At 43.1% G+C, this 22,386-nt stretch carries 18 protein-coding genes; 6 read left to right on the top strand and 12 right to left on the bottom strand.

Annotated elements, in window-relative coordinates; translation table 11 throughout:
* Window positions 1-2: 2 nt before the first annotated feature.
* The 7 genes from L0B18_RS01075 to L0B18_RS01045 all read right to left on the bottom strand — a co-directional run bounded on the left by L0B18_RS01075 (window position 3) and on the right by L0B18_RS01045 (window position 7,478).
* The gene (locus tag L0B18_RS01075; protein ID WP_234567261.1) at window positions 3-1,715 is read right to left on the bottom strand and encodes an ATP-binding protein; all 1,713 of its coding nucleotides are present in this window, start codon (window positions 1,713-1,715) and stop codon (window positions 3-5) included.
* A 54-nt stretch (window positions 1,716-1,769) separates the two neighbouring features.
* Window positions 1,770-3,053 (bottom strand): hemolysin family protein, encoded by a 1,284-nt coding sequence (locus tag L0B18_RS01070; protein ID WP_234567260.1) that lies wholly within the window; start codon window positions 3,051-3,053, stop codon window positions 1,770-1,772.
* A 92-nt stretch (window positions 3,054-3,145) separates the two neighbouring features.
* Entirely contained in the window at window positions 3,146-3,937 is a 792-nt protein-coding gene (locus tag L0B18_RS01065) for an enoyl-CoA hydratase/isomerase family protein (protein ID WP_234567259.1), read from the bottom strand.
* Window positions 3,934-4,818 (bottom strand): hypothetical protein, encoded by an 885-nt coding sequence (locus tag L0B18_RS01060; protein ID WP_234567257.1) that lies wholly within the window; start codon window positions 4,816-4,818, stop codon window positions 3,934-3,936. Before L0B18_RS01060 ends, L0B18_RS01065 begins: the two co-directional genes overlap by 4 nt.
* A gap of 4 nt (window positions 4,819-4,822) precedes the next feature.
* Window positions 4,823-5,278: a hypothetical protein gene (locus tag L0B18_RS01055; protein ID WP_234567256.1), complete on the bottom strand. Its 456-nt coding sequence runs from the start codon at window positions 5,276-5,278 to the stop codon at window positions 4,823-4,825.
* Between the two features lie 9 nt (window positions 5,279-5,287).
* Window positions 5,288-6,049: a PspA/IM30 family protein gene (locus L0B18_RS01050; protein WP_234567255.1), complete on the bottom strand. Its 762-nt coding sequence runs from the start codon at window positions 6,047-6,049 to the stop codon at window positions 5,288-5,290.
* Between the two features lie 82 nt (window positions 6,050-6,131).
* Window positions 6,132-7,478 carry a thymidine phosphorylase gene (locus tag L0B18_RS01045; RefSeq protein WP_234567254.1) on the bottom strand — a complete coding sequence of 449 codons (1,347 nt, stop codon included), beginning with the start codon at window positions 7,476-7,478 and terminating at the stop codon, window positions 6,132-6,134.
* A 116-nt stretch (window positions 7,479-7,594) separates the two neighbouring features.
* Here L0B18_RS01045 and L0B18_RS01040 point away from each other — a divergent pair, with 116 nt between their 5' ends.
* Window positions 7,595-8,701, top strand: a complete 1,107-nt coding sequence (locus L0B18_RS01040; protein ID WP_234567253.1) for a 4-phosphoerythronate dehydrogenase — start codon at window positions 7,595-7,597, stop codon at window positions 8,699-8,701.
* Between the two features lie 134 nt (window positions 8,702-8,835).
* Here the strand turns inward: L0B18_RS01040 and L0B18_RS01035 are convergent, their stop codons facing one another.
* The 3 genes from L0B18_RS01035 to L0B18_RS01025 all read right to left on the bottom strand — a co-directional run bounded on the left by L0B18_RS01035 (window position 8,836) and on the right by L0B18_RS01025 (window position 11,669).
* Window positions 8,836-9,603 (bottom strand): TatD family hydrolase, encoded by a 768-nt coding sequence (locus tag L0B18_RS01035; protein ID WP_234567252.1) that lies wholly within the window; start codon window positions 9,601-9,603, stop codon window positions 8,836-8,838.
* 71 nt (window positions 9,604-9,674) lie between these two features.
* Window positions 9,675-10,523, bottom strand: coding sequence for a hypothetical protein (locus L0B18_RS01030; protein ID WP_234567251.1), 849 nt, complete (start codon window positions 10,521-10,523; stop codon window positions 9,675-9,677).
* A gap of 192 nt (window positions 10,524-10,715) precedes the next feature.
* Window positions 10,716-11,669 (bottom strand): methylenetetrahydrofolate reductase, encoded by a 954-nt coding sequence (locus tag L0B18_RS01025; RefSeq protein WP_234567250.1) that lies wholly within the window; start codon window positions 11,667-11,669, stop codon window positions 10,716-10,718.
* A 212-nt stretch (window positions 11,670-11,881) separates the two neighbouring features.
* On the opposite strand from L0B18_RS01025, the gene metH reads away from it, so the two are divergent.
* From metH to L0B18_RS01010, 3 genes are read left to right on the top strand one after another with little or no spacing between them, the layout of a single operon-like run.
* Window positions 11,882-15,577 (top strand): methionine synthase, encoded by a 3,696-nt coding sequence (metH, locus tag L0B18_RS01020; RefSeq protein ID WP_234567248.1) that lies wholly within the window; start codon window positions 11,882-11,884, stop codon window positions 15,575-15,577.
* Window positions 15,567-16,112 carry a DinB family protein gene (locus L0B18_RS01015; protein WP_234567247.1) on the top strand — a complete coding sequence of 182 codons (546 nt, stop codon included), beginning with the start codon at window positions 15,567-15,569 and terminating at the stop codon, window positions 16,110-16,112. The genes metH and L0B18_RS01015 overlap by 11 nt, the downstream gene beginning before the upstream one ends.
* Window positions 16,105-16,509, top strand: a complete 405-nt coding sequence (locus L0B18_RS01010; RefSeq protein ID WP_234567246.1) for a gamma-glutamylcyclotransferase family protein — start codon at window positions 16,105-16,107, stop codon at window positions 16,507-16,509. Before L0B18_RS01015 ends, L0B18_RS01010 begins: the two co-directional genes overlap by 8 nt.
* 398 nt (window positions 16,510-16,907) lie before the next feature.
* Here the strand turns inward: L0B18_RS01010 and L0B18_RS01005 are convergent, their stop codons facing one another.
* Both L0B18_RS01005 and L0B18_RS01000 read right to left on the bottom strand, forming a co-directional pair.
* The gene (locus tag L0B18_RS01005; protein WP_234567245.1) at window positions 16,908-17,120 is read right to left on the bottom strand and encodes a hypothetical protein; all 213 of its coding nucleotides are present in this window, start codon (window positions 17,118-17,120) and stop codon (window positions 16,908-16,910) included.
* A gap of 120 nt (window positions 17,121-17,240) precedes the next feature.
* Complete coding sequence (locus tag L0B18_RS01000) at window positions 17,241-18,332, bottom strand: Gfo/Idh/MocA family protein (RefSeq protein WP_234567244.1); 1,092 nt, start codon at window positions 18,330-18,332, stop codon at window positions 17,241-17,243.
* 154 nt (window positions 18,333-18,486) lie between these two features.
* Here L0B18_RS01000 and L0B18_RS00995 point away from each other — a divergent pair, with 154 nt between their 5' ends.
* Both L0B18_RS00995 and ppc read left to right on the top strand, forming a co-directional pair.
* Window positions 18,487-19,374, top strand: a complete 888-nt coding sequence (locus tag L0B18_RS00995) for an alpha/beta fold hydrolase (protein ID WP_234567243.1) — start codon at window positions 18,487-18,489, stop codon at window positions 19,372-19,374.
* A gap of 133 nt (window positions 19,375-19,507) precedes the next feature.
* On the top strand, window positions 19,508-22,315 hold the full coding sequence (ppc, locus tag L0B18_RS00990; RefSeq protein ID WP_234567242.1) for a phosphoenolpyruvate carboxylase: 2,808 nt from the start codon (window positions 19,508-19,510) through the stop codon (window positions 22,313-22,315).
* The last annotated feature ends 71 nt before the right edge of the window (window positions 22,316-22,386 follow it).

Raw genomic sequence — 22,386 nt, 5'->3', positions numbered from 1 at the left:
CTTTACCGTATCGTTTTTTTCAATTCCTGGATTCGGCTTAAAATTTTATCTCGGTTTAATTTACGAAATCGTTCGGGCAATAGCGCCTTGGATGTACATTCCGAAACAGCCGTTAATGTTTGTAATTCTACTTCTTCAGGATACGTAGGAGGGAGAAAATCGTCGAAAACATCATCCAGAATTTGTGGAGTGGCTTGTTCAAGTCCTTCGGATGCCGTTCTGAACTTGGCCCGGGTGAGTGCGGCTTCCATATCGGCGCCGGAGTAGTGCACATCACCTTTTAAAACATTTTTTGGAATATGGTTTTCGGAAATTTTGATACCTGTTTTTTTCTTCATGGCATCAAAAAGTTCGATGCGTTCTTCTTCCGTATCCGGGGGGAAGAGAGCAATGTGTTCTTCAGCGCGACCCTGCCGTTTTAAGTCAATCGGCATGAGATCGGGGCGGGCCGTCATCAGAAACCAGAGAATTTTTCCGCGGTTTTTAGTATCGCTCATAAAGGTTGCAATCTGTGAAAATACCCTGCTTGAAACACCACTGTCTCCGGAGGCATTTCGATCGCCCAAGTAGGCATCGGCTTCGTCAATCATCACAGCTACCGGCGACATTGCTTTCAATAAACTCAGAATTTTTTCGAGATTTCCCTCGGTTACACCTTGCCACTGGCTTCGGAAGTTTTTCAGTTTCACCATAGGAATACCCACATCACCGGAAAAGCAAGTCACAAGATATGTTTTGCCGGTTCCAACAGGTCCACAGATCAGGTATCCCATGGGAATCACATCATTCCGGCCGGATTTCAACGCCTGCACCGCCTGCCGAAGGTGTTTCTTTACATGAGTATGACCGGCTACATTATCCAGTGAGTAATCAGTGACTACGAATTCAAGAAGCCCGTATGCTTCGGCTTCAATCATTTCTTTTTTGATGGCTGTAAGCGAATCGAAAGTAATTCGTTCTGAATTTTGGACGGCATTGGAGAGAATACTTTTGAGTTTTAAAAATCCAAGGCCGGCCGTCATTTGGGCCATTACCGGTTTGGTGACATCCGATATTTCTTCGTACGTATCGGGATGACACTCCTGAACAATGTAGGAGAGCCGGTCGCTCTCATCAGGAAGCGGAATTTTTATTTCCGATGAATATGGATTCTGAACCAATGTTCGGTTCAGGTCGGAAAGATTCTCAGTAATCAAAGCGGTTGTAAAATCAGCGGCAAGAAAAAGGGGATCGTGTGCCCATTTCAACAAATAAACCAACGCATTTCGGTCTTCAGAACCGGTACTTCCCGCTTCATTTGCGGGGACAATGGTTTCGGCAAAATCTACAATCAGTGCAATGCTTTTCTTTTGATCCAACCGGGATCGAATATATTGCTCCAATACACTGAACGCTCCGACCGGATCCTTTGGAAGTTTCTTGGCATATTCGGTGCCAATCAATGAATCCCGGCCGGCAACTGCCCGGTTAAAATCGCGTTGCGAATCCTGGTCTCTGAAATAAATTCCGGATGCGCGGTCGTAAAAAAGGACAATGTCTCTCGCGCCAAAGAACTCTTCAGCCATAAAAGATTTCAGGCGTATGTATCGATGTTTATCCTGATCTTTTATCGAAACCAGGTCATTTACATTTCCATGAATGATGAACTGGTTCAGCGTTCGGCTCAGGTATTTTTTGGCAAGTTGTTGTGCCCAATGTGGATATTTTTCGATCATCGAGTGCCTTCTGAATGTGTTTGTGGATCCGAAACCGGATTTTCAGCGAAGATGTCAATCTCCGGTCTGGGTAATTAATTTAACGTTTTCGAGCTTACTCTGCGTAGCCTTGGTTATGATAAAAGTATTTCCGTGGATCTGCAGTTCTTCATTTACTTTTGGAATACGGCCTGTATGGTGGATGATGTAACCTGCAACGGTCTCGAAATCACCATCTTCAAAATCGATATGTATTTCGGGATGAAGTTCAATGAGCTCATCCAATTCAACCGAACCGGATAGCAGAAATGTATCTGTGGATATTTTTTTGATAAGGTCATTTTCTTTGTCGTACTCATCCTGGATATCACCCACCACCTCTTCGATCAGGTCCTCAATAGTAACCATACCGGCGGTTCCTCCATACTCATCAATTACAATGGCAACTGAAATACTGCTTTGCCTGAATTCAGTAAGCAGGTCTTTAGATTTTTTACTGGATGGGATCAAATTTACCGGCCGTATAATCTGGCTGATACTTTTGGGGCTGTTGAAGAGGTCGTAGGCAAATACCACACCGATGATATCGTCAATCGTGTCCTGGTAAACCGGAATTTTGGAATAGCCCGATTCAATAAATGCTTTTTTTAATTCTTCGACAGTAGCATTTTTTTCAATGGCTACAATTTCGGTTCTCGGAACCATTGTTTCACGAACCCGTTTATTAGAAAGCTCCAGTACATTATGGAGGATTTCTGAATCGTCGTGATCAATTTCCTGGCTACCTCCGCTGTCTTTCAACTCCCTGAAAATCATCTCGACATCCTGGCGGCGAAACACTTTTTCGCTTCGTTCACTACCGATATCAAAGAAGCTTAGAAGATAGCCGGAGGTTTTGTTCGTTAAAACAATCAACGGCGAGAGAATGTAATTCGTAATCCTGAGTGGGACGGCAATCATCGTAATCAGGAAATCGGCCTGAACTCTGAAAATCGCTTTTGCCAGAATTTCACCAAACAGAAGAATAATGACGGAGGCAATAATGGTCTGAATAAAAAGAATCATGGCGGTTGTGGGTAATTCACCAAAAAACTGTTGATAGAATACCTGGATTGGTTCCACGAGAAAAACGGCCATTAATGTGGCGTACATCACGTTGATGATATTATTTCCAACCAGCGTGGTGGTGAGAAAGTTTTCGGGATTTTCACTGAAATAAGCCAATGATCTTCCACGGAATGAGTCTTTCCTGGATTCGATTTCCAGCTTTAGTTTATTGGCTGTTACAAAAGCCATTTCCGAGCCCGAAAAGAAGCCACTGATTAAAATGGTAAGTAGTATGTAGAGAAGTTCTGGCATGAGCTTTAAATGGTACAGAGGGTGTCTTCAGGAGAAAAAACCGGAGAAGTAATTTTAGAACGTTTGCGTAATTTCTTCAAATAGAAATGCTGTTAATTCCCGGTAAATTTGGCTTTTCGTTTTTCCAAGAAAGCAGACGTGCCCTCTTTAAAATCATCCGTTTCACACAATTGCCCGAATAAGACGGCCTCTTTTGCAAAGCCATTGGTTCTGTATCCGGCATTAACGGCACTGATTGCGCTTGAAATAGCCGAAGGGCTGTTCTTTAAAATTTTTCCTGACAATTTTTTGGTCTCTTCTATTGCTTCTGAATGATCAAAGATATCATTAAGCAAGCCCAATTGTTTCGCTTCATCAGCTTTTATCTGGGCACCGCTAAGAATCATTTCCATTGCTTTTCCTTTCCCAACCAATTGAGGCAATCGTTGAGTTCCGCCGTAACCCGGAATCAGGCCAAGAGAAACTTCCGGAAGGCCAAAGACGGCATTTGCAGTTCCTGTACGAATGTGACACGCCATTGCAAGTTCAGCCCCGCCACCCAATGCATAGCCGTTTACTAAAGCGATGACAGGTTTTGGAAATGTTTCAATTCGGTTGAATAGATTTTGCCCTGCAGAGGATGTTTCTTCACCACTTTGCCGATCGAGAGTACTGAGCTCTTTAATATCGGCACCGGCAACAAAAGCTTTTTCACCAGACCCGGTAATAATCAGCAGTCGAATATCATTTGATTCTTCTATATGATGAAGAGCATCATTCAGATCAGACAAAACCTGTCCATTTAAAGCATTCAGCTTTTCGGGACGATTGATTGTCAGAATGGAAATACCATTCTCGTCTGTATCTAAAAGAAGTGTTTCGCGTTCGAATGGAGTTGAACTCATATCGATTTTTTAACTTTTTCTCCGGTCTCTTTCCTAAGCTCTTGAGCTTCTTTGCGAAGTTGGGCCAGTTCAAGCTCACGGTCCATCTCTTCAAAACCGGGCAGCAAATTCGAATCCAGTTCCTCGATGATATTGGTAGTTTCTTCCATTTCGGACAGCAGATGATCAAGCTGGGTTCCCACATCTTCGGCATTCGGCATTGTCATTGACTGTTCGTAAATATACCGGATGGCATCTTCAATGGTTTCCAGATGTGTTTCACAAATAAGGTATTTTTCTTTAGCAACGTCGAACTTGCTGAGGCGTTTATTAAGTATTGACAACCGCCGTTCACGGGTCTTTTTCAGTTTTTCAGAATCAATCGTTTCAAGATCGTTTTGCTGTTCTTCAACCTCACGGCGAATTTCCTCCTCAACCTCTGAATTCATATAGATTTGAAAACGCCGATTCATATCCAATAATGTCAGATAGGTAGACAGCAAATCTTCCATTTTTTTCTGGATGTGTTCCAGCATCCCCTTGGAAGTGTAGGGGAGCGTATCAAAATTTTGCTCTACTTCTTTGGTGATGTGTTTCAGAACGAGAAATCGTTTTTGAGAGCGCGCGTCGAGCTGGTAAAAAATCACTTTGTCGTTGGATTCATCGCTCTGCTCTTTTCGTTTTTTCAGTTTTACACTTTTCTGGTAAGCGGGAAGCTTCGGTACAATTCCCAGGTAAATCAGTTCCATTCCGAAGGCAAACCCTAAAATCGCGTTTGATATCAACCCGAAATCGTTAAGTACAAGGGCGGCAACCGTTCCCACAAGCAGGCATACAAGATTTACCGGATGCAGAAAAGCCTCTTTCGCAAAATTGATTGATGATTCTTTATCCTTAGCCATTGTGTTAAGCTAAATCGCTGTCAGTTTCTGTTTTTGGTGAATCTGAAGAGCTATGGCGATTACCGGGCCCAATTGTTTTTTCAGCATGAAGCTCAGCTGCCTGTTTTTCAATTTCCCGGTACAAAAGCCCCATTTCTGCCTTGATTTTCTTAAGACTTTCTCGGGCTTTTTCTTTCTTCAACTCTTCATCAAGTTCGGAAATATCATCGGGCTGATCCAGAACCTGTTCCATGGCAACATCAAGCCGGGCTTCAATAAGCGACATTTTGGTGCGAACTTTTCCAAGGAATTCATCAACGGAAGCGAGCAACTCATCAGCATTCATTTGATGAAGAGCCTCATTTACATTCTGGACATATTTCGAACGGCGCAGTTTCTCCTTGGCATCCCGGATTTTGCGGTAGTGATCTTTGTATTCCTCCTTGAGGCGTTCCCGTTCCTGTTCGCTATTGGTGCTCATTTCTTCTGGTTAAGACTTGGTTCGTTCTTTGCCTATCGTTTTTTGAGACTCTTTTTCTTTTTCGGCCGGCTCATCGATGTCAATGGCATTGTCTTCCTTGGCTGCAGAATCCTTGCCCATTTCCATTTTAAACTGTTGAACCAGCTCTTTGGCACGAAGCTTTTCTGCATTGGCTTCGATTTCCATGGTTTCGGTATCCACGCTTTCGAGAGCAAGTTCCATACGAGCTTCGTTTCTTGCGGTCTGTTCGTTTAAACGATTTACCATTTCTGTGTGAGTCTGATCCAGGCCGCCCATTTCAAACGATTCCAAAGCATCGGCAACTTTAGCCTGCCATTCAGCGCGTTCGCTGGCCCGAAGAGCTTCTCGCGCTTCTTTGATCTTGCGATCTTTTTCGCGCATGAAAGCTTGCTTTACTTTTAAAGCTTTTTCGTAAGCCTGATCAGCATATTTCAACTGTTGCTTGGATTGAGCAAGATTTTCTTTCGCTTTTTCGAGTTGAAGAGCGTAGCCTTCAGCGAGGTCATCCCGGTTAGCTTCTATCGCTGATTTAATTTTAGCCGTGATTTCGGAAATGGATTTTTCATATCGGTCCACCTCCTTTTTGAGCATCATGGCGTTGGCCTTAACAGTGGTAATATTTTCATTCATTTGCGGAATTTGATCATTCAGTTCCCGAATGTTTTGTTCAAGAATCAATTTCGGGTCTTCCATTGAACTGACAAATCCGCCAAACATTGACTTGATCGCTCTTATAAATCGTTTAAACATGGTGTTTTACCTTATTGAAGTTTATGCCCAGATGCTTTTCGCATCATATAAAGTTAATGGTTTTCTTTTTATTCGCAATTGTTTATGCCCTAAAATCATGAACCCCGTTTTTATCCACACGATGTGTGATGAGATTCAAAGGCTTCGGTGCCTTTTTCTCAACAGAGATGGCATCCACCATACCGGCTTTTGCAGCATGAATGGTTTCCTCCTTGTTCGTATATATCGTGGCAAATGTTTCACCCGCTTCAATTCGCTCACCTATTTTTTTGTGAAGGATAAATCCGGCTTTTGGATCAACATTATCCTCTTTTTCCCGGCGACCGGCACCGATTTCTACCGAAACCATGCCCATCGCAAAGGCATCCATTTCGGTGATAAATCCTTCTTTGTCAGAAGTAACCTCTTCCTGAAATTCAGCAGGTTCATATTTTTCAGGGTCTTTGATAACGGAGATATCACCACCTTGTTCTTCTACAATATCCACCCATTTTTGAAAAGCGGATTCATCTTCAACAGAGTTTTTACTTTTCTCAATTCCTTCTTCAACCGAATCGGCTTTTTTACCCAGATAAATCATCGTTCCGGCCAAAAGATGTGTGATCTCCATTACATCTTTGGGTCCGTTTCCATGCAAACAATCGATGCTTTCTTTCACCTCCAGCCAATTCCCGACGGCATTTCCCAGCGGTTGTTCCATATTTGTAAGATAGGCGATAGTTCGCTTTCCAAACTGTTCACCAATTCCAACGAGAGTTTTGGCAAGTTCGGTGGCTTCTTCACGGGTTTTCATGAAAGCGCCTGAGCCAAATTTCACATCCAAAACAAGAGCATCAATGCCTTCAGCCAGTTTTTTGCTCATGATACTTCCGGCGATCAAAGGAATCGATTCAACCGTTGCAGTCACATCCCGAAGGGCGTAAAGCAGTTTATCGGCAGGAGCGATCTCTTCGGTCTGACCCGCCAAAACCAGATTATGTTTGTTGATGATTTCTTTATACCGATCCAAATCCATATCCACCGAAAATCCGGGGATGGATTCGAGTTTATCCAGCGTACCGCCGGTGTGCCCCAATCCTCGACCGGAAATCATCGGTACAGGAACTCCGCACGAAGCTACAATCGGCGCGAGAATCAATGAGAGTTTATCGCCCACGCCACCGGTAGAATGCTTGTCGACTTTGGTGCCGGGGGTCTCACTCAGATCCACAACAATTCCGCTGTGAAGCATGGAATCTGTGAGAGCGGCGGCTTCTTCCGTATTCAATCCGTTCAGAAATGAAGCCATTAAAAAAGCACTCATTTGGTAATCGGGAATATCACCTTCCGTATAAGATTGAATGAGATAATGAATTTCGTCCTCCGTCAGGGGATTCTTTTCCCGCTTTTTTCTGATCAGAGATACTGTATTGAATGATGGACTGGACATCGTTTAAAATTGTTTTAAACCTTAAATATAACTTAAAAAAGACGCTTTTTGATACCACAAATTGTTTGGAGATAGAATTCCAATATTCTCCATCCATTTTCCTATCATTCACAGATATGAAAGTTCTCGCAGACAAACACCTATATGCATTGGAGCAGTTGGTTCCCAATGATGCTGAGTTAAAAACCTATGATCCGGAGTCAGGATTTCCAGAAGGTGTGACCAACTATGATGCACTTCTGATCCGAACGGTCACGAAACTAAACTCTGAAACACTCCCGAAATCCGGCAATCTTAAATTTGTGGGCTCAGCCACCGCCGGATTTGATCATGTAGATATTAATCATTTGAAGTCGCTTGGGATTGAATTTGCCCGATCGGAGGGATGCAATGCAAACGCCGTGGCCGAATATATGCTTACAGCTTTGTACCGATGGGGACAACTTCGGGATGAACAAATCGAGGATTTGAAAATTGGAGTGATTGGTTGCGGAAATACAGGTGGATCACTGATCGGCTATTTGAGAAAACTTGGAATTGAATACGTGCCGTATGATCCTCCCAAAGCCGATAGAGAAGAAAAGTTTACTTCGGCAGAATTGCATGAATTATTGTCGTGTGATGTTCTGACATTTCACACGCCTCTGACCAACAACGGAGTTCATTCAACTTATCACATCTGTAATGAGAAGTGGCTGGAAAATAGTTTTAAACTAATTATCAATGCCAGCCGCGGTGGAGTGGTGGATGAAAAAGCTCTTCTCGAATCAAAGCGATTAGGTTTGGTTCGGGATTTTATTCTTGATGTGTGGGAAAATGAGCCCCTGTTTTCAGGTAAAATTGCTGATCAGGCGCTCATTGCAACACCTCATATCGCCGGATACTCCAGAGAAGCTAAATGGAAAGCGAGCGAAATAGTCGTTCGAACAATGGTTGAATTTTTTGGCGAACCGTATTCTCCACCAAATCAGAATGAACTACCTGAGAATTCAAGTTTGGCTGATCCTGAAAGACTAACATTTGCGGATTTTCTCTGGAAAAATCATAAGATCGATTTTTATGATCAGGAGTTGAGGAAGTTGATAGGTTTGTCAGCTGACGAGAAAGGGCAAAAGTTTGCTGATTTGAGATCGAATACTTCAACTCGATTTGAATTCAGGACAGTGATCGGTCAATACTCAAACCGAGATAAATTACCCGAAGAGATAAAAATTTTTGGTTGATTCAGGTTTGCCTCAGGGGCACCTTCAAGCGTCCCTGGACCTTGAAGCGTGGCGGTGTTGGATTGCCAAAATACACAACGCTTCAAGGAGCTCCATTTCATTCCGCACGCTTGAAGGTTTTTCTGGGTTCAAGGCTATTGAATCCCAAAAAGTTGGAAAGCATTTCGCGTCGTTTTTTCGGCAATCTCTTCAAGCGTCAGATTTTTCAATTCCGCTAAATTTTCGGCAATGTTTTTAATGAAGGCCGGCTCATTTCGTTTTCCGCGATGGGGAACAGGCGCGAGATAAGGCGCATCCGTTTCAAGAATAAGTTTTTCCATCGGCATTTTAGCAATGGTTTTATCAACCCCCGCATTTTTAAATGTGGACACTCCACCAACTCCGAGATAGAGTCCCAAATCAAGCGCTCGTTTTCCTTCATCTTCGGTTCCGGTGAAACAGTGCCAAACTCCCGTCAAAGATCCATCTTGTTCTTCTTCAATCAAATCAAGCAGATCTTTGGTGCTTTCCCGATTGTGAAGGACAATCGGTTTCCCGGTTTCCTTTGCAACCCGGCAATGCATGTGCAGGCTTTTTTTCTGTTCATCTACAAAATCAGTGCTCCAGTAATAGTCGAGTCCGGTTTCTCCGACTCCTACAAATTCATCTGACTGGCAATATTCGAGCAGTTTTTCTTCATCAACTGGTAGGTTGTCTTCCACACTGCATGGATGGATTCCCGCCATTTTATAAAAGGTGATTTCGGGATGAGAAAGCCGGACCATCTGCTCAATCGAATTCCAATCAATAGCCGGTAGAAATATGCGAGTAATTCCTTCTTTTGATGATCGATCTAGAACGTCCTCTAAATCGTCTTTGAATTGATCGAGATAGAGATGGCAATGGGTGTCTGTGAGAATCAATAGACTACATTCTTCTGAGTGAAAAATGCAAGATAAGCATTAAAACTTCCCCTTCGAAGGAGAGTTCAATCTTAATCAAAAAGATTTTCGCCGGATTTAATTCGATTTCGATAGGAGGCGATGACCGGGTAACGAACCTCAACATTTTTATACCCTAACTGATTGAATAGTGGGACTAATATAGACTCGTGTACTTTGGCCACTTTTCCGGTACAAACAATTTGCTCTTCGCCGGTTAGTTTCAAGGTTGAGAGTTGTTGATTGATGAAATCGGTAAATCCGTCTCGTATTAATGATTCCAGTTCAGGAGGGAGAGGCGGATTCAAAACTTTCCCGGCAACAGCTGCAAGTTCGCGATTGGGTTTGCCGGCGCGGTATATTTGATTCATCATTTCGGAATAGCCGACATCATGGAGTTTTTCCTGTAGAAAATGAAGTGTTTCAGGATTCCCGGATTTCCGGAAGTACATTTTTAAGATTCTGCGTCCCAGGTCGGCAGCACTTCCTTCATCGCCGATAGCAAATCCCAAAGCGGCTGATTTCTGTACAACATTTCCATTCTCTATTTTAGCACTGATCGCCCCTGTGCCGAATACAACTACAACTCCATCACCTTTCCCAAAAAAAGCTTTTCCAGAACCATTCAGGTCACTTTTGATTTTTAATTGGGCTTGAGGAAAAATGGATTGAAGGAAGCGCATTACAATTTCATCGGAAACGGGGTTGCCGCAACCCGCGCCAAAAAAATAGATAACATCCGGCTTCAAAGTGCCAATTTGAAGTTTTAAATCCATGCTGTCGCTCATCATCTGGATATTGGATGGATGCAAACCCTGGGTATGAATTTGAGTGATATCGTCACCGTCTACATACAGCCAGTCGGTTTTGGTTGCTCCACTATCGGCAATCAAGTAGGTCATAGAACGGAATTATGTTAATGGTAGAATGTCAAAAGTGAGAAGTGAAAAGGCAAAAGAGACGGTGGGCTGGCGCAGATCTCCAGACTTGTACCATTCGATAAAGTCACAAACGAGACACACGCACTATCCATTTATACTTAGAAAAGTACGTAATCACTTTTCACTTTTACGTTCTGCCTTTTCACTCAAAAATCACTTCGCCTTTAAAAAATCAATCACATCCAGTGCCGGTTGGGGATTTCCCATAATATAATAATGAATTCCCGGCGCTCCTTTTTCCAACAATTCGAGAGATTGCTGCCGCGCCCACTCAATCCCGATATTTTTTACGTTACCCGGATCTGAGTCTACAGCAGCCGTCAATTCATCAGGAATATTCAGGTAGAAAAACTTTGGAAGACTTTTCAGGTGATTCATGGTCGTCAAAATTTTTAAACCGGGAATAATCGGCACATGAATATCAGCGGCTTTGCATTTGTTTACGAATTTGAAATAGGCGTCGTTATCAAAGAACATTTGAGTAACGATATAATCTGCCCCGGCATCTACTTTCTTTTTTAATTTTTTGATGTCCCAATCCAGATTGGGAGCTTCAAAATGTTTTTCCGGGTATCCGGCAACTCCAACACAAAAATCAGTCGACTCTCCATTCGTGATTTCTTCGAGATATTGCCCGTGATTCATATCCTTAATTTGCTTTACAAGATCAATCGCGAACTTGTTGGCCGTTCCGTTCATATTAAGAGAAATCTGCGAACCGGTATTATCTCCGCGAATGGCCAGGACATTGTGGATGCCAAGATAATTGAGCTCAATAAGGGCATCTTCCGTCTCTTCTTTTGTAAATCCTTCGCAAATGAGATGGGGCACAGGATCAATACCATAACGGTGTAAAATAGCCGCGCAAAGACCAATCGTGCCGGGGCGTTTTCGGCGTACAACCCGTTTCAAAGAACCATCGGGGCGTTCTTCAACATAAGATTCTGCCGCATGGTAGGTTACATCAATAAAAGGAGGATCCGCTACTTTAACCACTTTGTCAAGGGCTTCAAATACGGATTGAACGGAATCGCCTCGTTTTGGAGGGAGGATTTCAAATGAAATCAGTGGTTCAGAAGCGTTCTCGTAATGTTCAATAACTTTCATAAAAAAATGCTGTAATTGACGCGTAAAATGTAGATTTTATGAAACTGTTTCGGAAGAAGAATGATTTTAGATTCCTGTAAAAAAAATTAAAAAGCATCCTGCTGCAAACAAGCATTACAAGATAACCAATATGCAGAAGGAATCGCTTTATTTTTCAAATTTCGAAACAGTTTTTTTAGTGTTAAGAATTTCAGTCTAATAGGATTATTGATATGAGCCGTTCCAAACATCCGTTGTTTGAACTTTTGCAAGAACGAATATTTGTACTCGATGGTGCCATGGGCACGATGATACAGCAGTACAAACTTTCTGAAAAAGATTACAGAGGCACCCAGTTTGCCGATTCGTCGGATGATCAAAAAGGGAACAACGATCTTCTCAGCATTACTCAACCCGATATAATACGGGAAATTCATTCCAATTTCCTCTCTGCCGGGGCGGATATTATTGAAACGAATACATTTAATGCAAATCCGATTTCCCAGGCAGACTACAGCCTTCAGGATTCGACGTACGCCCTGAACCTGGCTTCGGCTACTATTGCGCGGGAAGCAGCCGATTCCTTCACCAAACAAAATCCCGATAAGCCTCGCTTTGTGGCCGGAGCTCTTGGTCCCACAAACAAAACGCTTTCTCTTTCACCCGATGTAGAAGATCCCGGATTTCGTGCCATCACATTCGATGCTTTGGTGGATGCTTATACCGAACAAATTCGCGGATTGGTAGATGGCGGTGTGGACACACTTTTGATTGAAACGGTTTTTGATACGCTGAACTGTAAAGCTGCCATTTATGCGGTGCACAATTATTGCCGGAACATAGACCGGGAAATTCCCATCATGATTTCGGGAACCATTGTGGATCAAAGCGGGCGGACGCTCTCCGGCCAAACTACCGAGGCGTTTTGGATTTCGGTTTCACATGCCAATCCGCTTTTGAGTATTGGTTTGAACTGTGCGCTGGGATCGAAGCAAATGAGGCCGTATATACAGGAGCTCTCGAGCCACGCAAGCTGTTTTACAAGTCTGTATCCCAATGCGGGTCTGCCCGATGAAATGGGAGAATACAATGAGACTCCTGATTTTATGAGGCAGCAGATGAAGGACTATGCCGAAAACGGATTTGTAAATATTGTGGGCGGATGTTGTGGAACCACACCAGATCATATTCGTGCAATGGCAGAAGAAGCCCAACTTCATAAACCCCGAAAACGACCGCAGCCCAAACCCTATCTTCGATTAAGCGGACTGGAACCGCTGGTGGTTCGGCCGGAAACAAATTTTGTAAATATCGGCGAACGGACCAATGTGACCGGTTCGGCCAAATTCAAACGGCTTATCAAAAATGAAGAGCATGAAGAAGCTCTGTCGGTAGCGCGCGATCAGGTAGAAGGCGGTGCACAAATCATCGATATTAATATGGATGAGGCCCTTCTGGATTCTGAAAAAGTGATGAAAAATTTCATCAACCTGATGGCAGCTGAGCCTGATATTGCACGAGTTCCGTTTATGGTAGACAGTTCAAAATGGAGCGTGATTCTTTCGGGACTGAAAACCACACAAGGCAAAAGCGTGGTGAATTCCATCAGTCTGAAGGAAGGAGAGGAAGCATTTAAAGAGCATGCCAGACGCATTCTGGATTTTGGAGCGGCCGTGGTTGTGATGGCATTTGATGAAAAAGGTCAGGCCGATTCGCTGGAACGCCGGAAAGAAATCTGCAAGCGGGCGTATGATATTCTAACCAAAGAAGTGGGTTTCCAGCCGCAGGATATCATTATGGATCCCAATATTTTAACAGTAGCTACCGGAATTGAGGATCACAATAATTACGCCGTTGATTTTATTAACACTGTTCGGTGGATCAAAGAAAATCTGCCGCTGGCAAAAGTAAGCGGGGGACTCAGTAATATCTCGTTTTCGTTCCGCGGAAATAATGTAGTTCGGGAAGCGATGCACTCGGCATTTCTCTATCATGCGATTAATGCCGGTTTGGATATGGCCATTGTCAATGCAGGTCAGCTGGAAGTGTATGAAGAGATTGAGCCCAAACTAAAGGAACTGGTAGAAGATGTTCTTCTGAATCGCCGTGATGATAGCACCGAGCGGCTGGTGGATTATGCGGATGAAATCAAAGAAAGAGACAGCGGAGAGATTGAAGTTAAAAAAGATGTCTGGCGAGAAGAGTCTGTTGAAGAACGCATCAAACATGCCCTTGTAAAAGGTATTACGGACTATATTGAGGATGATGTGGAAGAGGCCCGCCAGAAATATCCGCATCCGCTGGAGGTAATTGAAGGGCCAATGATGGACGGAATGAATGTGGTGGGTGATCTTTTCGGAGCGGGTAAAATGTTTTTGCCCCAGGTAGTAAAAAGTGCCCGTGTGATGAAGAAAGGCGTGGCCATTCTCATTCCTTTTATTGAAAAAGAGAAAGCTAAAGCCAAAAACTCGCAACCCAAAGCTAAAGTATTGCTGGCCACAGTGAAAGGAGACGTGCACGACATCGGAAAAAATATTGTAGCTGTAGTTCTGCGTTGTAACAATTACGATGTGATTGATCTCGGTGTGATGAATCCGTCGGAGAAAATTCTGGCCGCAGCCAAAGAACATAACGTGGACGTGGTTGGGCTTAGCGGATTGATCACGCCATCGCTGGATGAAATGGTACATGTAGCCAGCGAAATGTCGCGGGAAGGTTTTGAAACGCCCTTGCTGATTGGTGGCGCAACAACATCCAGAATGCATACAGCCGTGAAGATCGCACCATCGTATGAAAATCCGGTGATTCATGTTCTGGATGCATCCAGGAGTGTGACTGTGGTAAACCGGCTGGTTTCCAAAACACTGAAAAAGGGATTTTTGGATGAAATCCGTGCAGAATATGAAGGCTTGCGCGTACAGTACAGCAGTCGTGGACGAAAAAAAACGTATCTGAAAATCGGGGATGCCCGCAAAAATCGCACAGTTATTGACTGGAATGATACGAAGGTAAAAGCTCCGAAGAACCTCGGAATCACTACCTTCAAAAACTTCCCGTTGGCTAAACTCCGCCGGTTTATTGACTGGGGACCATTCTTCATTGCCTGGGAAATGAAAGGAAAATTCCCTGACATTCTGGAAGATGAAAAAGCCGGGAAAGAAGCACGAAAACTTTTTGATGAAGCCAACCAGCTTCTCGATAAAATCATCAACGAAAACCTGTTGACGGCCAATGGAGTTTTAGGGCTTTTCCCTGCAAATAGTGTAGGCGATGATATTGAAATTTATACGGACGAATCCCGAAAAGAAGTACAGGCGGTTTTCCATACACTTCGTCAGCAATCCAAGAAACGCAGTGGGCAGCCCAATAAGGCTTTGGCTGATTTTGTGGCTCCGAAAGAGACCGGAATTCAGGATTACATGGGAGCATTTGCAGTTACAACCGGCCATGGCGTAAATAAATTGGTTGCGGATTTTGAAAAAGATCATGACGATTACAACGCTATTCTGGTGAAAGCTTTGGCTGATCGATTGGCAGAGGCTTTTGCGGAATATCTGCATCGTGAAGTGCGAACCAATCTTTGGGGATATTCTCCGAACGAAGATCTTGACAACGATCAGTTGATTCGTGAAGAATACAATGGAATTCGTCCGGCGCCCGGTTATCCTGCACAGCCCGATCACACTGAAAAAACAATTCTGTTTGATCTGCTGGATGTGGAAAAATCGGCAGATATTACTTTGACGGAGCATCTGGCAATGTCTCCGGCATCATCCGTTAGCGGTCTCTATTTTGCTCATCCTGATTCGCAGTATTTTAATCTTGGCAATATCGAAAAAGACCAGGTTGAGGATTACGCCAAACGAAAAGGTATGAGTGTAGAAGAGATCGAAAAATGGATGGGCCCGAACCTGGCTTATGAGAAATGATTGTCTGAAAATATTTGAGAAAATTGAAGCACAGCGTCATAAAATGGTTGCTTTGCTGGATTCTCTGTCAGACGATCAATTGCATTTTAGTTCCGAACCGGGAAAATGGAATCCGCTTCAGATTGCTTTTCATGTGATGACGGCGGAACGGTTGTCGGTTATAAGCATTAAAAGAAAGGTGAATTCGCAGAAAGACTTTTCAAAGTCAGGGTTCAAATCAGCGTTTCGTATGATCGTTTTGAAGCTCGCTCTCAATTCATCCCTGAAATTTAAAGCGCCAAAACGAACCGATGCTACAGGAATAAATCCGGATTATGACAAGCTTAAGGCTGACTGGAAAAGCGTACGAGCCGATTTAAAAGAACTGATCCATTCTCTGGATGAATCAACAATGAAAAGCGAGATTTTCAATCATCCACGGGTGGGAATGATAAACATGAAGCAGACTCTCGAATTTATGGAAACGCATCTTGCACATCACATCCGGCAGATGCAGGGAATTATGAATCATCCTTCATTTCCATCGGGTGGATAAAACGTGCGATTATATTTTCGTGTACGGTTCTCTTCGAAGTGAATTTGATTCACCTGTAAAGTCCGTATTGCAAGACCACGCGGAGTTCATTGGAAAAGCCACTTTTCAGGGAAAACTGTATATGATTGAATGGTATCCCGGCGTGATAGAATCCGATGATTCAAGTGATAAAGTGATTGGCGAAGTGTATCAAATCAAAAATCAGAAAGTTCTTTTGAGTCAATTGGATCAATATGAAGGATGCTCTTCTCATGACCCTGAGCCGCATGAATTTATACGAAGGGTGAAATCCGTTCTATTAGAAAGTGGCGAAAAAATACGGGCTTGGATTTACCTGTTTGATCAGGCTGTTTCAGATAAAGAAAGGATCTTTTCAGGAAATTTTTTACACCGTTAATCTAAGTAGGTTTAAGATAGTTTTTACTCGTTCTGAAGGTCCCCTTCGGAACGCACATTGGAAGCTCTGCTTCCATTCACCATTTGTATACTGTAATTGGAATGAAGCTCTCCAATTCTAAATAATTCCGAGCAGAAGAATATCTCCAATGCTCGGGCTCATCAACATATCCACGTTTAACTGGGTTATTCTGAATATATTCTATCTTTTCACCATCATATCAGCAGTAGTAATCTGTTTTGCATAAAACCCTTCCTGCCAAATCTGGTATTTACTCTGGTTTTTATGCTTTAGCTTTGCTTGTTTGAATTGTTTCAGCAATCGATGATGGCTTCCGTTCTCAAGAAAATTTATGATTTGACGAGCTGTAAATGATTTAAAATTTTTCAACTTCTTAGTTAAACCTTCATGCTTGCAATGAAATGGAGATGATTCTCCATAATCACATAAGCATACAGATCAACATTTCTTGATTTCTGAAGGAATTGGAGCCCTTCGAGTATTAAATTTACAATTTCTGGATTGGCAAATAACGGAATTCCATCAACAATACTACTGGTAAGGAAGTGTAGATATTCCGTTTCGTAAATTTTGTAACGGCTTCGCCCCATAACAACAGTTCTTTATAGTATGAACTTAATTGGGCAAAAACCTTACACTTTTTTTTATAGAAGCGGAGCTTCAAAGTGGTGTATTTCGAAGCAGAGCTTCGGAACAAGTAATAATGTTAATTAAATCTCAATCCTTACGTTTCCTTTCCTCGAACTTTCCATGATCGCTTCGATAATCCGGATGTCTTTCAATCCTTCAATACCGGGAGCAATATTAGGCTGATTATTTTTGATGGCGAGTGCATTGTCATCCATTTGGCGGGCTTGCTGGTGTCCGGGATCTTCCGGTAAAACCGTACCATCACTTGTTCTTCCCTGAACGCCGGAATAATTCTGAAACGGTTTCAAATAGGCCCATCCATTTTCGTACTCAGCTTCAAGATAATTCACGGATTTACCAAAGCTGGTTTCACCAAAACAGGTCATGCCGTTTTCGAATTCAAGTTCAAAGCGGGTCATTTCATCCACTTCTGTATAGACATCTTTTCGAACCACACTTTGAACACCGCGGGCCGCTACCGGCTCCATTCCTGTAGCATATCGTATGGCATTTACGTTGTAAACCCCCATATCATATAAAGCTCCGCCACCGAGCTCTGCATTTTTCCGCCAGTTTCCATCTTCATGGTAGCCGTCGTAACCGGCACCCGTCCGTATCTTTGTAACTGCGCCGTACGTTTGTTCTTTTGCATAGCGAATAATCGCCTGGTTATTTGGTTCATGCTGTAACCGGTAGCCAATTGCCAGTTGCTTGTCCTTTTCCATCGCATCAATTATCGCCTGGCATTCCTCTACATTCATAGCCATTGGTTTTTCGCACCAAACGTGCTTTCCGGCTTTGGCAGCGATGATGGAATATTTGGCATGGAGTCCGGTCGGCACCACCACATACACAATATCAATATCATCATTGTCAGCAATTTCGTGCATGTTTTCATAGTTATACACATTGCTGTCGGGAATTCCATGCCGTTCCTGCCAAACAGGTATTTTTTCGGGTGAACCGGTTACAATTCCCCGCAATTCACAGTGCCGGGTTTGCTGAAGTCCGGGTGCCAAGCGGCCGGTGCTGTAACTTCCAAGGCCGACTAACGCCACTCCAAGTTTTTCTTTGCTTTGAGGAATAAGAATGTTGGGAAATCCGATTGCCGAAACAGCTAAAGTTGCCCCACTTATTTTTAGGAATGTTTTTCTTGAAATAGTGTTAGCCATAGTCTTTGAGCTTTAGAGTTGAGAACAATCTGCTTTAAAATATATATTTCGTCTAACTTACTGAAAATTATAGATTGTTTACGTGATCTGAAGAAGATTCTAATTTCTGATTTACCTACATTATTGTCGGCCATAACAACCAGCATGCACTCCTATGAAGAATAAAATTTTTCGAAGTGAATCAGCAAAAGAGAAACTTGAAGAGTGGTATCAAACATTCCATAAGAAAATTGATGCTCCAACAGAATCCATTCATGTCGAAACTTCATTTGGGTCCAATCACGTGCTCAAAGCGGGTGATGAATCGAAGCCTGTTCTGGTTTGTTTGCACTCCATGTTGACAAGCTCAGCCCACCTGGTTTCCGAAATACAGCGATTATTAAAACACTATTACATCATTGCGCCCGATCTGCCGGGACAATCTGTTCGGGGACTGGAAACTCGATTTTCTTATAGTGATAATTCGTTTGCAGATTGGCTTCTTGAAATCATCGATAACCTGGGTTTGGAGAAAATCAATCTGCTGGGGGTTAGCCTGGGAGGTTTTGCAGCCCTTCAATTTGCAAAAAATCATCCGGAAAAAGTTCAACACCTTGTTTTGATTGTGCCGGCAGGAATTGTGCGTGGTTCTACCTGGGAGGGTATTCGAAAAATGGCAATTCCATCTATGTTGTATCAATTCAATCAAACCGAAGAGCGCCTGAAGAAATTCGTAGATCCGCTTCTTTCTACCTGGGATGATGACTGGGGCCATTACATCGGGGATTCATTTACTTTATTTAAACCCGATTTTAGAATTCCACCTCTTATTTCTGATGAGGAACTAAAAGAATGGGACATTCCCACCTACGTTTTTGCTGCCGAAGAAGATATCTCCTTCCCCGGAAAACCAATGGTTCAGAAATTGAAAATCAACAATCCGGACATTCAAACATACCTGATGAAAGATTGTAAACACTCGCCCCCAACCACTCCGGAGTTTCGAAAATGGTTGTCAAAAAAAATCCTTTCCTTTCTTGAAATGAGGCAAGAAGACGGTTGATACAATTGAAGTTTGCCCGACAAGGGTTATGTAATTGTAATAAAAGCGCTTCCGGCTTGTCAAATTTCGAAATGGATGATGATTTTATGAGCAATAATGGGTATCTATAGCTCTACCAAACAAAAAATGAGTTATGATGACCTGGAAAGAAACGATAAGACATTACGCAGAGTCTGCCAATATTAGTGACCCCTTAACAAAAAACCTTATTACCCTTACCGGATTTCTTGAAGAATATTTAGAACAAAGAGATGAGAAAACGCTTCAGGAATTATCCGCCGAGCTGCCCGAACTTTCGGCCAAAGCATTTGCTGAATCAGAAGAAGGCTCGAACCAGCAGTTGATCAAACGGATCAACGAAATGGATATGGAGCAAATCCGTGATTTGCTTCGGCTAACAACCATCTTTTTTCATCTTGTGAACTCGCTGGAACAGCACGAAATTATTCGTATCAACCGGGAGCGGGCAAAGAAAATTGACATAGAGCATCCACGGCCCGAAAGTATTGCGGATGCTTTGCAGTTTTTCAAGAAAAAAGGGTTCAGTTACGAAGATGCCCTCGATCTTTTCAATAAGATGGACATTCAGCCAACGATTACGGCTCACCCGACGGAAGCACGCCGCCGCAGTATCCTCAACAAACAGGAAAATATTACAGCCATGATCGGGGATGTGGATGATCCACGGCTGACACCCAACGAGCGGGATTCAAAACTGAAGCAGATCATCAACGAAATTGCACTTTTGATTTCTACGGATGAAGTACGTTCCGAGCGCCTGACTGTTGAAGATGAAGTGGAAAACGGGCTCTATTATTTTACAAATTCAATCTGGAGTACGGTACCGCGGCTGTATGATGACATTCGTTCCGCTTTTGCACAGCAGTACAACAAAACGCCGGATTTACCCATAGTTCTTAAATATCGATCCTGGATTGGAAGCGACCGCGATGGAAATCCGAATGTTACGCGAGATATAACCTGGAATACGTTGGTGGAGCATCGGAAAAGTGCATTGAAATTATACCTGAATGAATTGGAAATCACACGGCGATATCTTTCCATTTCACATAACCTGGTTCCGGTTTCTGATAAGCTTCTCAAATCATTGAAGAAAGATGAAAAAGAAGCTCCGCTGACGCCTCATTACAAGCGGCATTACAAAAATGAACCGTATCGCCGGAAGATTACACACATCATGCACCGCATGCGGGACATGCTGAACGATTTGAAAGGCAGCGAGCAGGAAGTTCTGGAATCCTCAAAAGCATATCGTCCGACCGATTTTATTGAAGATCTGGATCTCATTGCAGAATCGCTTGTGGAAAGCGGATTGAGTGATATTGCCAAGTTTGGCGAGTTCAATGATTTGAAAATTCGAGCCAATACATTTGGATTTCATCTCGCCGCACTGGATATACGCCAGCATAGCGGTGTACACGAAAATGCAGTAAAAGATTTGCTTTCTGTAGCGAATGTTCATGATGATTACTCCGGTCTGGATGAAGAAGGAAAAGTAGACATCCTGATGCAGGAATTGAGGAATCCGCGGCCGCTTGCTCCGAAGCATGCAAAATTGAAATCAGCTACAGTTGAATTGCTGGATGTTTTTGGGCTGATTAAACAGATTCGGGAACTGGATGAGAATGCTTTTGGCAGTTACATCATCAGTATGACGCACGGCGTAAGCGATATGCTGGAAGTGGCACTTCTTGCCAAAGAAACTGGCTTATGGTGGATAGAAAATGGAAAAGTAGAGAGCAAGATCGACATTGTTCCACTTCTTGAAACCATTGAAGATCTCGATAAAGGCGCTGAGCTTGTCGAAACGATTCTTACGAATGATCTTTACAAACAGCAGCTGGAAGCACGAAATAATTTCCAGGAAATTATGCTGGGTTATTCCGACAGTAATAAAGACGGCGGTTACTGGATGGCCAACTGGGCTCTTCAGAAAGGCCAGATGGAACTTGGCCGTGTGCTACGTGATTATGGGGTTGATTTCCGGCTTTTTCATGGACGCGGCGGAACTGTTGGCCGTGGCGGAGGCCGGTCGAATCGGGCGATTCTGGCGTTACCTTCTATTAGCAATAACGGGAGAATTCGGTTTACGGAGCAGGGTGAGATTATCTCTTTCCGTTACTCACTTCCAGAAATTACCCGTCGCCATCTCGAACAGATTGTGAATGCGGTTGCGCGTGTAACTGGAGGAGAAGGCCAGAAAGAGATCAAAAAAGGAGATGAAACCGAAGTAATCATGGATAAGATTTCGGATGGAACCATGAAGGCCTATCGCAACCTGATTGACGATCCGGATTTTTGGGAGTGGTTTAAGACCATCACCCCGGTAGAACATATTGGAAATCTGCCAATTGCATCGAGACCGGTTTCTCGCGGAGGCGATCAGGGATTACTTTTCGAAAATTTACGGGCAATACCCTGGGTATTTGGCTGGACGCAAGTCAGGTACAACGTGCCTGGTTGGTACGGACTCGGTGCGTCACTTGGTCCTATTATTGAGGAAGATCCGTCCGTGATGGAAACGCTGAAGAAATGGTACAATGAGTGGAGTTTCTTCGGAACCATTGTTGATAATGCCCAAAGAGAACTTGCGCGAACTCACAAGTTGACTACAGAAATGTATGCGAAAGACCAGGATAAACGTCTTCATAAAACAATTATGGATGACTATGAAAAAACCAGAGATATGGTTCTTGAAATCACCGATCAGGAAGATATCCTTGATATGCGGAAAGTCATCCAGAACTCCATTGAGTTCAGAAATGTATTCACATATCCGCTAAACCTGTTGCAGGTAGAGTTGCTAAACCGCTGGAAAGATGTTAGTGAGGATACAGATGAAGATGAGATTAAAGAACTGAGGCATGCCCTGTTTTTGAGTATCAATGGCGTGGCTGCCGCAATGCAGAGTACAGGATAGCTTTAAATCTTAAGTGTATGATTTGAAAAGGCATAAGTATCACACTTATGTCTTTTTATCTTACATTTTTC

Origin of the sequence: Rhodohalobacter sp. 614A, from assembly GCF_021462415.1 — a bacterium.
Lineage (GTDB): Bacteria > Bacteroidota > Rhodothermia > Balneolales > Balneolaceae > Rhodohalobacter.
This window is presented reverse-complemented; position numbering and strand designations above follow the sequence as displayed.

Excerpts from the sequence above, each read along its gene's own strand:
- L0B18_RS01075 (WP_234567261.1), bottom strand. The coding sequence starts at position 1,715 with ATGATCGAAAAATATCCACATTGGGCACAACAACTTGCCAAAAAATAC.
- L0B18_RS01070 (WP_234567260.1), bottom strand. The coding sequence starts at position 3,053 with ATGCCAGAACTTCTCTACATACTACTTACCATTTTAATCAGTGGCTTC.
- L0B18_RS01065 (WP_234567259.1), bottom strand. The coding sequence starts at position 3,937 with ATGAGTTCAACTCCATTCGAACGCGAAACACTTCTTTTAGATACAGAC.
- L0B18_RS01060 (WP_234567257.1), bottom strand. The coding sequence starts at position 4,818 with ATGGCTAAGGATAAAGAATCATCAATCAATTTTGCGAAAGAGGCTTTT.
- L0B18_RS01055 (WP_234567256.1), bottom strand. The coding sequence starts at position 5,278 with ATGAGCACCAATAGCGAACAGGAACGGGAACGCCTCAAGGAGGAATAC.
- L0B18_RS01050 (WP_234567255.1), bottom strand. The coding sequence starts at position 6,049 with ATGTTTAAACGATTTATAAGAGCGATCAAGTCAATGTTTGGCGGATTT.
- L0B18_RS01045 (WP_234567254.1), bottom strand. The coding sequence starts at position 7,478 with ATGTCCAGTCCATCATTCAATACAGTATCTCTGATCAGAAAAAAGCGG.
- L0B18_RS01040 (WP_234567253.1), top strand. The coding sequence starts at position 7,595 with ATGAAAGTTCTCGCAGACAAACACCTATATGCATTGGAGCAGTTGGTT.
- L0B18_RS01030 (WP_234567251.1), bottom strand. The coding sequence starts at position 10,523 with ATGACCTACTTGATTGCCGATAGTGGAGCAACCAAAACCGACTGGCTG.
- L0B18_RS01025 (WP_234567250.1), bottom strand. The coding sequence starts at position 11,669 with ATGAAAGTTATTGAACATTACGAGAACGCTTCTGAACCACTGATTTCA.
- metH (WP_234567248.1), top strand. The coding sequence starts at position 11,882 with ATGAGCCGTTCCAAACATCCGTTGTTTGAACTTTTGCAAGAACGAATA.
- L0B18_RS01015 (WP_234567247.1), top strand. The coding sequence starts at position 15,567 with ATGAGAAATGATTGTCTGAAAATATTTGAGAAAATTGAAGCACAGCGT.
- L0B18_RS01005 (WP_234567245.1), bottom strand. The coding sequence starts at position 17,120 with ATGGGGCGAAGCCGTTACAAAATTTACGAAACGGAATATCTACACTTC.
- L0B18_RS01000 (WP_234567244.1), bottom strand. The coding sequence starts at position 18,332 with ATGGCTAACACTATTTCAAGAAAAACATTCCTAAAAATAAGTGGGGCA.
- L0B18_RS00995 (WP_234567243.1), top strand. The coding sequence starts at position 18,487 with ATGAAGAATAAAATTTTTCGAAGTGAATCAGCAAAAGAGAAACTTGAA.
- ppc (WP_234567242.1), top strand. The coding sequence starts at position 19,508 with ATGATGACCTGGAAAGAAACGATAAGACATTACGCAGAGTCTGCCAAT.